Below are 13,144 nucleotides of genomic sequence, written 5' to 3'. Positions count from 1 at the left end.
GTTTATTCCTTGATGGGGCTGTTCTGGCGCCAGTCGCTGCGAATGGCGCCGTCTTCCATGCCCAGCACACGATCGGCGTGGCGCACCAGACGCGGGTCATGGCTGACGCAGAGCACCGTGGTGCCGTGCGTGCGCGCCGCACGGTGCAGCAAGTCAATGACGCGCTGGCCGCTCTCGGCGTCCAGCGCACTGGTGGGCTCGTCGGCGAAAAGCAGGCGGGGCTGCTTGGCCATGGCACGTGCGATGGCCACACGCTGCTTCTCGCCGCCCGACAGCTGGGCCGGGCGCATATGACTGCGGTGCGAGAGCCCCACTTCGTCGAGCGCCTCCCTGGCACGGCGCAATGTCTCGGCGTTTCTGAGCCCCATATAGCCCAGCGGCAACTGCACCTGCTCCAGTGCCGTCAAGGCCGGAAACAGATTGAAGCCCTGGAAGACGAAGCCCGTATGGCGCAGACGAAATTTCTCCAACGCCGCCGTGCCGAGCTTGGCCAGGTCCTCGCCCAGTGCGATCGCGTGACCGGCATCGGGCTTTTGCAGTCCCGACATCAGCGACAGCAGCGTGCTTTTGCCGCAGCCCGAAGGGCCGGAGATCAGGCTCAGCTCCCCCGCATAGAGGCTGACGGACAGCCCTTGCAGCACATGCACCTGGACGATGCCCGAGACAAAGGATTTGTCGAGACGCACGGCCTCGAGGCTGGGCGCTGCATCCTTGGCTGCAGCAGGCGTTTTGATGCGTTCCATCATGGTCTCGGCTTGCATGTTTCAGGCCTTAACGCAACAGGGTTGCCGGATCGGCACGCAGCAGGCTGCGCATGGCGCCCAGACCCGACAGCAGCGACAGCACGGCCACCAGAAAGCCGCAAGCGAGTACCGCTGAAAGGTTGAGGGCAACAGGGACGCGGTAGCTGGATGCAATGCTGAGCAGCACCGCGCTGGCCAGTGCCGCCAGCACAAAGCCCAGGCCGCCAATCCAGCAGGCCTGCTCGACCACCACGCGGCCCAGTGCCGCTCGGCTCACGCCCAGAGCATTGAGCACCGCATACTCGCGGGCGGACCCTGCCACCACCGCCTTGAGCGACTGGCTGGTCACGATGGCGCCCACCAGGCAGACGATGACGGCCATGAAGAGCACGCCGGCACCGGCTCCGGTATCGAGCATCCAGTAACGCTGAGAGCGGCGCGCAAAGGCATCGGCCGTCCAGACCTCGTACGGGCCGAAGCTGCTGCTGGACTGGCTCAATCTCGCCTGGGCCTCGCCTGCCTTGGCAGCTTGCTTCAGGCGTGCCACGAAATAGGTGCAGCCATGCTCGGCACTGGTTTCTGCAATTTCGCGGGCCGTGCTGAGCGAGGAGATCACGTTGACGCCACCCAGGCCGCGCAAGCCGTCTACGGCAGCCACGATCTTGACCGCATGGTTGTTGATCCAGGCCGTGCTGCCTTCCTGCGCGCCCAGAGTCCCCAGGTCCGCCCTGTCAACAATCACGGCACCGGGCTCGCGCAGCAGCTGCCGCTGCCAGGAGGTGAGCACCTTGGTGAACATCATGGAGTTGTCCGCAGTGCTGACGCCCGAGAGATAGACAGAGACTCCGCCTCCGGTCGCGCCCTGGGCACCGGCGCGCGCGCGCCAGTCGCCATCGACCCAGACATAGGATTCCACGGCCGCCACATCGGGGTCCATGCGCAGGCGCATCTCCACATCGCTGCCGATATTGCGCCCGAAGTTCACGCTTTGCGTGCCCGGATAGCCCACCCAGAGATCGGCCGAAGAGGCCGTCACGTAGATCGCGGCAGAGCCGAAGATGCCCAGCACCAAGGCGGCCTGCATGGCCAGCAGAACGCCCGAAAAGCCCACGGCGAACACCGAAGGGACAAAGCGTCTCCACTCATGGATCAGCGTCTTGCGCGCCAGGGCAATCATGGCTGAGCCTCTGTGGTCCGGGTAACAAGCGCGGCATCGACAGGCGCAGCACCCACTGCCTTGTAGAGAGCCACATAGGCCAGCGCCTCGGCAGCCCTGGCGGTTGCCAGCTCGCTCTGGTTTTGCAGGCTGGCGCGGGCGCTATCGATGCCAGCAAGCTCGCTGGACAGGCCCAGTTGCTGGCGCACTGCCTGAGCCTTCTCGCGCCCGGCATGAATCTGCTGCTGGGACTGCAGCTGCTGCTGCCTTTGCTGCTGGGCGGCAACCGCTGCTAGGGCAGTTTCGGACTCGGCAATGCCATTGAGCACGGCCTGGCGGTATGCCTTGATGCTGGCCTGCAGCGCCAGCTCCTTGCCGTCCGCCACGGCACGGCGGCGACCCCAGTCAAAGAGCGGAATGTCGATCTGCGGACCGACCATGGGAATGGAGTCCGAGGTCGTGCGGTGATTGCGCGTCAGGTTGTATGCATACAGCAGGGACCCCGTCAGGGTCAACCGCGGATAGAGCGCCGCGCGCGACACGCCGACCTCGGCCGCAGCCTGCTCCACCGCAGCCTCGGCACTTTGAATATCGGGGCGGTTGCGCAGCAGGTCTGCCGGCAGTACGGCAAGCGCCTGCATTGCCGGCAATGCGGCATCCGTCCTGGGCTGCAGCCACTGCGGCTCGGCGCGCTCACGTCCCAGCAGAGCAGCCAGCGCATGGGCAGCACGCGCCTGGGCTTCGTTCAGGGTGGACAGCTGAGACTCTGCGGTGCGCAGCTGCAGCTGTTGCTGCTCCAGAGACTGGGCATCTGTCAGTCTCTGCTCATACCGAATCTGCAAGAGCTGCAGCTGTCGCTGCGCCTGCTGCAATTGCCTCTCGACCAGGCTGCGCTGCACCTGGGCCAGCCGGATATCGAGATAACGGTGCACCACATCGGCCACCAGCGCTACCCGTGCTGCATGCAGCTGGGCTTGCGCATCCAGCACGCCGGCCGTGCCTGCACGGCGCGCCGCTTCGGAGTCACCAAACAGGCCAAGATCCCAGCTCACATCAATGCTGGCATGAAAGTAGGTATCAACTGCCGCGATATCCTGCAGGGTCCGCGCTCCGGTGCTGACTATGGGGCGGAAAGCCGCATCGGCCGTACCCGCCAGCAAGCGCTGCTGACGCAGACGCAGCACGGCCTGAGCCACATCAAGGTTCTGGGCCAGCGCCTCGTCCACCAGCACATTGAGAGCAGGGTCATTCCAGGCGCGCCACCAGTGGGCCAATGCCGCAGGGTCCGACTTTTGAGCCGACTCCTGCTGCTGCCACTGAGGTGGCGTGGTCCGGTCCAGCTTGACTGCCTCGGGCGCAGCACAGCCTGCCAGCAACGACAAGGCACACAGACACAGACTGCCCATGCGAAGACGCGAGACGTGGGAAGGGAATATCACAGCGCAGTTGGCTCAAGCTATAGGTGTCACCCGGGAAGCTGCAGAAAGCAGAAACAGCTTTCCATCCTCGCCATTGAACGGCAGCAAGCTTTCGCCAGATTGCAGGGTTTATGTAGGAATTATGGAGAGCCGTAGCCATTCGGCTATTGCAGCGGCAACGCACATAATGTGCAGATAACAAGTTTCAGGGAGTCCAGCAGATGCATGACTTTGCTGCACACAAAACCATGACTACTTTTGCTCAACCTGCTTCCACGCCCATGGTGCTTGTAGTCGAAGACGAACCCGGCATTGCCGGCGTTCTCAGCGCCTATCTGGAGCGCGACGGCCTGCGCATTCGCATGGCGCAAGACGGCGAGGAAGCCCTGCAGAGCTTTCGCCAGCTGCGCCCGGACCTGGTGCTGCTAGACATTCATCTGCCCAAGGTCGATGGAGTGGATGTGCTGCGCATGATTCGCAATGACAGCGATGTCCCCGTCATCATGGTGACGGCCCTGGCAGACGATGTGGACAAGCTGCTGGCACTGCGCCTGGGGGCGGACGACTATGTGGTCAAGCCTTTCAACCCTCCCGAGGTGGTGGCCCGGGTGCGTGCCGTGCTGCGCCGTACCCAGGCCAAGCCTGCGCCGGTGGCCGCTCCCATTCGCGTCGGCCCCATAGAGATCGACGTGGAAGCCCATAGTGCAGCCGTCTATGACGATGCGGGCCAGGCCGTGCCTCTGGCGCTGACGCTCACGGAGTTCCGTCTGCTGGCCTGCCTGGCGGCCCAGCCACGCCGCTGCTTTTCACGTGCCTACCTGATTGAGAACTGCCTGCCGGAAAGCGATGCGCTGGAGCGGGTGATCGACTCCCACCTATCCAAACTGCGCCGCAAGCTGCAACTGGCCGGCCAGGACGGGCTGATCGAGACCGTGCGCGGTATTGGCTATCGTCTATGGCCCTGGGACTGAACCGCATCTGGGTCCGCTTTGGTCTGTGGATCACGGCCGCTGTGCTGCTGGCCATTGCCTCTTTGGCCATTGGCGTGCTGGCGTTTTCCGAGCTGCAGTACCGCGAGTTCTACCGCCACCTGCCAAGCCCCGTCAAAACCGAGCTGGAGGCGCTGAAGTCCCAGGATCTGGAAGACAGCCCCAGAGCCCTGCAGATCTACTCCGAGTACTGGGAAGGCGACCGCCTGTTTGGCGAGAAATGGTCGCTGGTCATCGGCCTGGCTGTCAGCCTGCCTTTCGGCATGGCCGTGGGCTTCTGGATTTCGCGACGCATCACCAGTCCGCTGGCCTCCATGGTGGAAGTGGCTGCGCGCGTGGAGCGTGGCGATCTGGCCTCCAGAGCCGTCAAGGGCAATGCCCATGGCGAGATGGCAGAAATGATCGATGCCTTCAACGGCATGGTTGATTCGCTGGAGACGCTGGAAGCAGAGCGTCTGGCCACGGCCGCCTCCATCTCCCACGAACTGCGCACCCCATTGACGGTGCTGCAGGCAAGACTGCATGCGATCTGCGACGGCGTCATCGACTCCAGCCAGGCCGAGATGAAGACGCTGCTGGCTCAGGTCGAGCATCTGGGACGACTGGTCGGCGATCTGCACACCCTTTCCATGGCCGACGCCGGACAGCTGTCTCTGCGCAAGGAACGCATAGACCTCGCCGCACTGGTCGGTGATGTCGTCGAGGACTTGCACCCGCAGCTGCAGAAGCTGGACATGGCCCTGTCACTGGATCTGCCCATGCAGGACGGCGATGGCAGCACCGACATCAAGGCCGACACCGATCGCTTGCGCCAGATCACCACCAACCTCATCAGCAACGTGCTGCGCCATGCCAGCAGCGGCCACTGGCTGAGCATCCGGGTGCATGCGAGCTCCGACCACCAGAACCAGTCATGGGTGATCCTGGAAGTGGGCGATGCGGGGCCCGGCCTTGCTGACGAAGTTCAGGCCCATCCGTTCCAGCGCTTTGTTCAGGCCCCAGGAAAGCGCCGCCGGGAAGGCTCGGGTCTGGGCCTGTCCATCGTCAAGGCTCTGGTGACCTCGCAGGGCGGCACCGTCAGCACGGGCATATCCGAGCGTGGCGGCGCGCTTTTTACCGTGCGCTTTCCCCGTCTCTGACACCGGACTCTGCGTTCAGCCCCGGATAGAGGTCGGCCATGATCTGCTGCAGGCTTTGCGAGAGCAGCTCCATCATGGCGACTCTCTGCGCATCGGCAGCCGCTCCTTCGGCATGTGCTTCGCGCAGCTGCGCCCAGAGTGCTGTCCATTGCGCGGCATGCGTCTGCACCGTGCCCTGGGCCAGCTCACTCCATTGACTGGGCGCCGCAGGGCTGGTGTAGCGACCGCGACCACGGCCGAAATGCGAGATCAGCAGGTACTTGAGCAATACCTGACTAGCTGCTGCGTTCAGATAGTCGGTCGAGAGTTGAAAGCTCTGCTGCTCCTGGTCGAACATCTTGTTCGCTCCCCAGGCCGCGCCCCCAAAGGTGAGGGCCCCCAGCAGCGCCCCCACCAGGGCACCGGCACCCAGCGTCAAACCTCCTGCCATCAGATCGGCCCCCAGTCCTGTGGCTGCGCCGGCAGTCAACGCCCCCCACAAGCTGGCTGCCTGCGCATCGACCGGCGTGGTGATCTGAAGCTGGCTGCGCAATTGCTCCTGTATCTGACTGGCCGCCTGACCGTCGAGTCCATGAATCTCGAGCAAGCGCTGGGTGGCCTGCACATCGGCCTGACGCAAAGCCTGCATCAGCCGCTGAACGGCTGCCCTGGCCTGGGCTCCGAGCCGCTCTTCGCCCTCTGCCGATTTACCCAATTTGGCGGTGAGCTGGCTCAGGCTTTGCCAGGCACGCGCCAGCAGTTTGCCTTGCTCTGGATCGAGCTTTTCATGCAGACCTGCCGCAGCTATCAGCTGATCCGCCATGACCCCCAGGCTCGCCTGCTCGCGCTGCTGCTGCAGCAAAGCTCGCTGCTCCAGCAGGCGCTGATAGGCAGACTGTTTGGACTGAGGCAACAAAGGCCCAATGCTTTGCATCATCTTGCGCTCATGCCACCAGCTGCGCGTGAAGGCATCCAACACCAGCACATCGCGCACCACGCTTTGAAAGCTCTGCGTCGCCTGCTGCCAGCGCCGCAAATCTTCCTGTGTCTGCTCTGCCGTGGTGTCGCTGCCAATCTGGTTGAGAAGCACGATGACCGGCTTGTTCATCCAGGCCAGAATGTTCATCTCGGCGCTCCAGTAGCCTGCATCGGCCGGGTCTTCGGCCGCGTTGACGAGGTAGAGCATCACATCCGCATGATCGCGCGCAGCGAGCAAGGCACGCTGACTCAGATAGAAAGGCCTGTCGCGCCAGCGATCCCAGACATTGCTGAGAAACCAGCCCAGCGGATTGCCCTGCTGCCGCAGGCGTTCATACAGCCGCACCGAGTCGCCGAAGCCCGGCGTATCCCAAAGCCACAGCTCATCGCCCTGCTGCGTTTTCTGAAGCAGATAGCGCTGTGACTGAGTGGTCACATGTGCGGCATCGTCAATCTCGCCGACATCGTCGGCCATCAGCGTACGGGTCAGCGTGGTCTTGCCGATATTGGTGTGCGACAAAAGACACCACTGAATGCTGCTGTCAATCGGAACCAGCTCGTTGCTCTCACTCATCATCACACTCCTGCGCCGGGCACCAGGGTCGCGTTCAGACCCGCGCCGCGCACAAATTCCCGCCACAGCTGCTCGCGCTCCTGCACTCGCGCCGGGGCACCGCTGTTGCGCGCACGAAAGTCCGCCGCCCATAGCCACACATCGGTATGCGCACCCCAGCGGTTCAATACCTGCGCCAGCAGCACGCCATGAATTTCCGTCTCGGGCGTAGCCGCCAGATTGAGCAGCAGCACCTGCTGTGCGTCAACAGCCGAAACGTCCGGCAAGGGCGATCCATAGGCCAGCACGGGCAGCAACGCAAGCTGCGCACCAGCGCCGTAGCTCTGCGCCACATGGCTGCGCAGGACGGCTTCGCGCTCAGGCGTGATGTCCAGGCTGTAGGGCTGCACCAGCAGCGTCGTTGCACGCCCCGCCCAGTCACGCTGCAGCTTCTGGAAATAGGGCTGCTGCAGCGGCAATGCCAGATGCTGGCTCAACCACCAGACCCTGGCACCTTGCCACAGCGCCAGCAGCAGACGCGGTGCCACCACCATCAATCCCAGCAACCAGCTGTAGAGCTGCACCCAGCGCGGCCCCGCCTCTGCGGCATCACCGACCGACCAGCCCTGCAGTGCCTGGATCTGCGCCAGACTCCACGGTGCCAGGCCCAGCAGATGCTGCACCGGCGCAAACAGCATGTTCAGACAGGTCTGCACGGCAGGCGGCGAGAGGAAAGTGCTCTCCCACCCCACTTGATAAGCCTTGGTAAGGCCGGTGAGCCATAGCGATGCCAGCGCACCCAATGCCAGCATTGCCGCACCCAGATGCAGACACACAAGCCATTGCGCACGGCGCGGTCTCTGGTTGACCTGCCACCAGTTGCGCTCGAAGTTCAGCGCCATCTTGCGCAGCCCCGTGCCGCGCGAAACACTCCACCTTTTCGTCTGCAGCTTTTGCAGCCAGCCACCGGGCGCAGCCACGGGCCGCTGTGCCGCAGCGCCCTGACCTGGCTCAGGCTCCAGCGGTGCAATCACTGTTTGCCTGCGCCGAACAAGACTGCGCAGCCAGGACAGCAGCAACAGCACATAGACCAGCAAGTTCCACAGCACGATGCCAATCAGGGAGGCGGAGAGCAGATCCACACGATGCGGGTCCGTGATCGCATGACCCGCAAAGCCCAGCGCAAATGCCGCTGTCATCACGGCCAGCACCAACCAGCGTGAAATACCGGCGTGCTGCCGGGCCACGGCGCGTATGTCGGCAGGCAGCTGCGCTGCAGCAATCACGCGTTGTGCCCGCTCATGCAGAAAACTCTCGAACGCTGCACGGCCGCCGCCCTTGGCCTTGCCCTGGGCGTGCAGGCACTCCTGCGTGATGGCAGTGCAGCGCTCGGTCGTGGGCAGCGCCTCGTGGGGAGCTGCGGTTTCCAGGGCATGGGCAAAGACAATATCGCGGGCTGAGCTGGCTTTCATGTCGCTATTGTGTTTCAGAGCAGGGGCAGGTTGCCTGCCAATATCAAAACAATAGCTGTCAGCGCTTTCATCTTGAGGGCTGCGTTCATTTCTGTGCTGATTCCATCCGGACTTGCCTGCAAGCGACTTGAGCCCGCCGTGTGCTATGAATGCAGCTTTGCTGCACCACACACCAAGGAGACAAGCCATGACCCAGAACCCCCAGGCCATGCCCGATGCGCAAGGCTTCTTCGGCCCCTACGGCGGCCAGCTCGTGCCGCCAGAGCTCAAGCGATGCATGGACGAGATTGCCGCAGCCTACGAGGAGATCGTCAAACGCCAGGACTTCCAGGACGAGCTGGCCGCGCTGTTTGCCGACTATGTGGGCCGGCCCAGCCCCATCTTTCACGCCAGGCGCCTGTCCGATCAACTGGGCGGCGCACAGATCCATCTCAAGCGTGAGGATCTGAATCACACGGGGGCTCACAAGATCAACCACTGCCTGGGCGAGGCACTGCTGGCCAAGTTCATGGGCAAGAAAAAAGTCATTGCCGAGACCGGTGCCGGCCAGCATGGCGTGGCCCTGGCCACGGCCTGCGCGCTGGTGGGCATTCCCTGCGAGATTCACATGGGCCAGGTGGATATCGAGAAGGAGCACCCCAACGTCACCAAGATGCGCATCCTGGGGTGCAATCTGGTGCCCGTCACGCGTGGCGCGGCCACGCTGAAGGAGGCCGTGGACAGTGCCTTCGAGGTCTATCTGCAGGACCCCGTCAACACCATTTACGCCATCGGCTCGGTGGTCGGCCCCCACCCCTTTCCCATGATGGTGCGGGACTTCCAGTCCATCGTCGGTCGTGAGGCACGCGAACAGTTCCAGACCCGGCACGGCAAGCTGCCCGACCATGTGGCCGCCTGCGTGGGCGGGGGCAGCAATGCCATGGGCATCTTCACGGCCTTCCTGGGTGACGAGTCCGTGCATCTGGTGGGCGTGGAACCTGCCGGTGAGGGCGTGGACAAGCCCGGCCGCCATGCCGCCACGCTGTCGGTTGGCAAGCCCGGCGAGATTCACGGCATGAAGTGCTATGTGCTGGAGAACGCCGACGGCACGCCGGCCGCCGTGCACAGCATTGCCTCGGGCCTGGACTACCCCGGCGTGGGCCCGCAGCACAGCTATCTCAAGGATATAGGCCGCGTGGACTACCAGTCCGTGGACGACAAGGAATGCCTGAATGCCTTCATGACGCTGTCGCGTGTGGAGGGCATCATCCCGGCGCTGGAAAGTGCGCACGCCGTGGCCTGGGCCATGCGCGAAGCGCCGGGGCTCGGCAAGGACCAACATATTCTGGTCAACCTATCGGGTCGCGGCGACAAGGATGCCGATTACGTCGCCAGGAAGCTGGGACTGTAACTGCCGCATCCCGCACAGGGCAGCCGCCCCGGCAGCCCTGTGCTTCGGAGCGTGAAATGCTCTGAGGGCACGGTCACACAACCGTCATCAACAACCGCAAGCATGAGGCGATCTCCATCCATGCCTGAAACCATGTCCCATACCCGCCACCCCGTCTTTGCTCTGACCTTGCTTGCCGCCCTTGCCCTGAGCGCCTGTGGCGGCGGAGATGGCCCGACGCCAGCACCTGCGCCGCAGTTTCTGACGCTGGACGGCAAGCAGCCCCAGGTCATCGCCCACCGCGGCTATTCGGGGCTATACCCCGAGCAGACACAGATGGCGTATGAGAAAGCCATTGATGCCGGTGCCGACATGATCGAGCTGGACATGCACATGACGCGTGACTGCCAGCTGGTGGCACGCCACAACGCCTGGCTCAGCGACAGCACCAATATCGCCGACGTTGCCAAGAGCAATTCCTATGTGGCCGCGCGCAAGCGCACCACGCCCGGGGTATGGGTCGATGTGAAATACCCCGCGACACCCGACAACGGGCCGGCCCGCTATCTGAGCGACCGTATCGATCCCAACAACCAGAAATCCGTGCTTCAGGCCCTGGTCGTCGATGGCGAGGATCACACCAACGACTGGTCCATCTCCGACTTCACCCTGCATGAGCTGCGCACCCTGCTGGGCGGCACCATACTGGACAACCGTGCCGACCGCCCCACGGAATGGAATGGCAAGCTGCCACTGATCAGCGCACAGGATGTGATCGATATCGCCGTGGCCAAGGGCAAGGCGGCAGGCCGCACGATTGCCGTCTACGCCGAGACCAAGAACCCTTACTGGAACAACCAGCAGGCCATCGCCAACAGCTGCGGCACGGGCGAGCATCCGTTCGAGGATGCCGTGATGGCGCTGCTCGAGAAGAACCAGCTCAACCGCAAGGACGCGCCCATCTACATCCAGAGCTTCGACCCCGACAGCCTGAAGTATCTGCGCAAGGCGGGCATGAAGGCCAAGGGCGTGCAGCTGATCGACGGCAATGACTACAACTTCAGGGATGGCTCGGTCGGCTACATCACCAGCGACGAATGGACCTTCATCAGCGGCCGCCCCTATAGCTGGACGCTGGCCGGCGATGCGCGCACCTTCGCGGTCATGCAGACACCGGCAGGCCTGGCCGAGATCAAGACCTATGCCGACGGCATCGGCCCCTGGAAACCCCAGGTGCTGGCCCATTCCGTCGTTCCCTACAAGGACGGCGCAGGCCTCAAGGACGTCAACACGCTCAAGGACACCGGCCTGATCGCCAACGCGCACAAGGCAGGGCTGGTGGTGCACAGCTTTACCTTCCGCAGTGAGGCCAGCCGCCTGGCTGGCATCTTCAAGGGTGACCCTGCTCAGGAATACCTCGCTTACTACCGCCTGGGCATTGATGGCGTATTCACCGATTTCACTGCTGCTGGCGTCAAGGCTCGCGAAGCCTATATCGCCGAGCTGAAAAAGCCATAGACCGGGCTCGTTGCCGGCATCGGCCTGAGCGCCGGGGCCGTCCCGGCCTCAGAACCTGCTTGTGCCTCAGCGCAGCCCGCCGATATAGCGTGCCGAGGTGCGCAGTATCTCGGCGGCCTTGGCGGTGACGGAGCTGTTGCTCTGCGCAGTCTCGGCAGGCGCTGCATGCCGGGGCTTGTCGCCGCTCCAGCTGTCCTGCAGACGCCGGGCCAGGCGCGCCAGCTCCTCGTCCTGTTGCTCTCGTGCATGCTCCAGCGCAAAAGCCACCATGGCCTGTGCATAGGCCTGGTTACAGGCCATCCATTCGGTATCGGTCACCCGGCCCGTCCTGCGCCGCAGCACCACATGCAGATGTGCGGCCACCGCCACTCGCTCGCTGTCCTCCATACACCGCTCCTATCTTTGATGGATCACTAGTGCTGACGCTCCAGATGCAGACTGATATCCAGGCCCTCCATTTCCTGCACGGCATCCACACGCAAAGGCATCAGCAGACGGATCAGCACCAGCACCCCGGCCGTGGCTGCGCCGCTGTAGGCAGCCACCGCGGCCACGGCAATCAACTGGTTCATCACCGTGGCGCCTGTGCCCGCAATCAGGGGGTCGGCAAACACCGCCGTGAGGATGGAGCCCGCAATGCCGCCCACGCCATGCACGCCGAAGACATCGAGCGAGTCATCGGCCCCGAGACGGCGCTTGAGCCAGGTTGCGCCCCAGAAGCAGACGGCGCCCGCAATCAGGCCTATCCACACCGCACTGCCCACCTGCACAAAGCCCGCAGCCGGTGTGATGGCCACCAGTCCGCCCACCATGCCCGAGAGCAGGCCCAGCAAGGTCGGAGCACCGCGAACCAGCCACTCCACCACCATCCATGCCAGACCGGCAGCCGCTGCCGCCACGAGAGTGACCACAAAGGCCAGCGCTGCACGCCCGTCGGCAGACAGGGCCGATCCCGCGTTGAAGCCGAACCAGCCGAACAGCAGCAGCGCCGTGCCCATGGCCGTCCAGCCCAGGCTGTGCGGCTCGAATGGCTCGGTTCCATAGCCGCGCCTGCGCCCCATCATGAAGGCACAGACCAGTGCCGCCACGCCCGCATTCACATGCACCACGGCACCGCCGGCAAAGTCCAGTGCGCCGAGCTGGTTCAGCCAGCCCCCGCTCTCCCACACCCAGTGGGCCACCGGCGCATAGACCACCACGCTCCACAGCGCGGCAAACACCAGCAGGGCCGCAAAGCGCATGCGCTCTACCACGGCCCCCACGATCAGCGAGGTGGTGATGATGGCGAATGCGGCCTGGAACAGGGCATAGGCCGCCTCGGGCAGATGCGGTGCCAGATGGCTGACCGAGATCATGCTGCGCCGGCCATCGAAGTGCAGCGAGGCAAACCAGGCTCGTCCCAGATTGCCAAGCCAGGCAGACTCGGCGGTGAACGCGAGCGAGTAGCCCAGGCCGAACCAGGTCAGGGTCACCACGCAGGCCACCGCAAACACGGCCACCATGGTGTTGACCACATTCTTGCGCCGCACCAGCCCCGCATAGAACAGGGCAATGCCCGGCAAGGTCATCAGCAAGACCAGCGCCGACGCGACCATGACCCAACCGGTATCTGCCTTGTCGATGGCAGTCAATGGCACCATTTCCATGCACTCCCCCCTGCTTGTTTGCTTTGAGAAAAAAAGGAAGCAGGTTCCATGCCAGTGCCATGCCGATCTGTCGATGCTTCATGATGGATAGCAGCATGCGTTAACCCATCAAGGTCTTTGCGCCTGTTTCATGAGAACCACGACGGGCAGCTTGTGCTCAGGCCTGAGCCCGTTATGCTCGACA

At 63.8% G+C, this 13,144-nt stretch carries 11 protein-coding genes; 4 read left to right on the top strand and 7 right to left on the bottom strand.

Annotated features, from left to right (window positions below):
- Positions 1-2 precede the first annotated feature (2 nt).
- The 3 genes from CSE6_RS06220 to CSE6_RS06210 are packed head-to-tail and all read right to left on the bottom strand — an operon-like array spanning position 3 to position 3,305.
- Complete coding sequence (locus CSE6_RS06220) at positions 3-761, bottom strand: ABC transporter ATP-binding protein (protein ID WP_063662641.1); 759 nt, start codon at positions 759-761, stop codon at positions 3-5.
- A 10-nt stretch (positions 762-771) separates the two neighbouring features.
- Positions 772-1,920 (bottom strand): ABC transporter permease, encoded by a 1,149-nt coding sequence (locus CSE6_RS06215; RefSeq protein WP_059440098.1) that lies wholly within the window; start codon positions 1,918-1,920, stop codon positions 772-774.
- Positions 1,917-3,305: an efflux transporter outer membrane subunit gene (locus CSE6_RS06210; protein ID WP_059440097.1), complete on the bottom strand. Its 1,389-nt coding sequence runs from the start codon at positions 3,303-3,305 to the stop codon at positions 1,917-1,919. Before CSE6_RS06210 ends, CSE6_RS06215 begins: the two co-directional genes overlap by 4 nt.
- 233 nt (positions 3,306-3,538) lie before the next feature.
- Between CSE6_RS06210 and CSE6_RS06205 the strand changes: the two genes are divergently transcribed.
- Both CSE6_RS06205 and CSE6_RS06200 read left to right on the top strand, forming a co-directional pair.
- Entirely contained in the window at positions 3,539-4,288 is a 750-nt protein-coding gene (locus CSE6_RS06205; RefSeq protein WP_370545698.1) for a response regulator, read from the top strand.
- Positions 4,273-5,445 (top strand): cell wall metabolism sensor histidine kinase WalK, encoded by a 1,173-nt coding sequence (locus CSE6_RS06200; protein WP_034382737.1) that lies wholly within the window; start codon positions 4,273-4,275, stop codon positions 5,443-5,445. The genes CSE6_RS06205 and CSE6_RS06200 overlap by 16 nt, the downstream gene beginning before the upstream one ends.
- Here CSE6_RS06200 and CSE6_RS06195 read toward each other — a convergent pair.
- Complete coding sequence (locus CSE6_RS06195; RefSeq protein ID WP_059440096.1) at positions 5,420-6,976, bottom strand: DUF3482 domain-containing protein; 1,557 nt, start codon at positions 6,974-6,976, stop codon at positions 5,420-5,422. The two genes, CSE6_RS06200 and CSE6_RS06195, sit on opposite strands and share 26 nt — an antisense overlap.
- A gap of 2 nt (positions 6,977-6,978) precedes the next feature.
- The gene (locus CSE6_RS06190) at positions 6,979-8,427 is read right to left on the bottom strand and encodes a DUF2868 domain-containing protein (protein ID WP_059440095.1); all 1,449 of its coding nucleotides are present in this window, start codon (positions 8,425-8,427) and stop codon (positions 6,979-6,981) included.
- 187 nt (positions 8,428-8,614) lie between these two features.
- Between CSE6_RS06190 and trpB the strand changes: the two genes are divergently transcribed.
- Together trpB and CSE6_RS06180 are read left to right on the top strand one after the other, a co-directional pair.
- Positions 8,615-9,817, top strand: coding sequence for a tryptophan synthase subunit beta (gene trpB / locus CSE6_RS06185; protein WP_034389931.1), 1,203 nt, complete (start codon positions 8,615-8,617; stop codon positions 9,815-9,817).
- Between the two features lie 120 nt (positions 9,818-9,937).
- Entirely contained in the window at positions 9,938-11,314 is a 1,377-nt protein-coding gene (locus CSE6_RS06180; RefSeq protein WP_238585642.1) for a glycerophosphodiester phosphodiesterase family protein, read from the top strand.
- Positions 11,315-11,380: 66 nt separating this feature from the next.
- Here the strand turns inward: CSE6_RS06180 and CSE6_RS06175 are convergent, their stop codons facing one another.
- The gene (locus CSE6_RS06175; RefSeq protein WP_059440094.1) at positions 11,381-11,701 is read right to left on the bottom strand and encodes a hypothetical protein; all 321 of its coding nucleotides are present in this window, start codon (positions 11,699-11,701) and stop codon (positions 11,381-11,383) included.
- Positions 11,702-11,727: 26 nt separating this feature from the next.
- Entirely contained in the window at positions 11,728-12,960 is a 1,233-nt protein-coding gene (locus CSE6_RS06170; protein ID WP_034351322.1) for an ammonium transporter, read from the bottom strand.
- Positions 12,961-13,144: the final 184 nt, after the last annotated feature.

Origin of the sequence: Comamonas sp. E6 (assembly GCF_001010305.1) — a bacterium.
In the GTDB taxonomy this organism is placed as follows: Bacteria; Pseudomonadota; Gammaproteobacteria; order Burkholderiales; family Burkholderiaceae_C; genus Comamonas; species Comamonas thiooxydans.
This window is presented reverse-complemented; position numbering and strand designations above follow the sequence as displayed.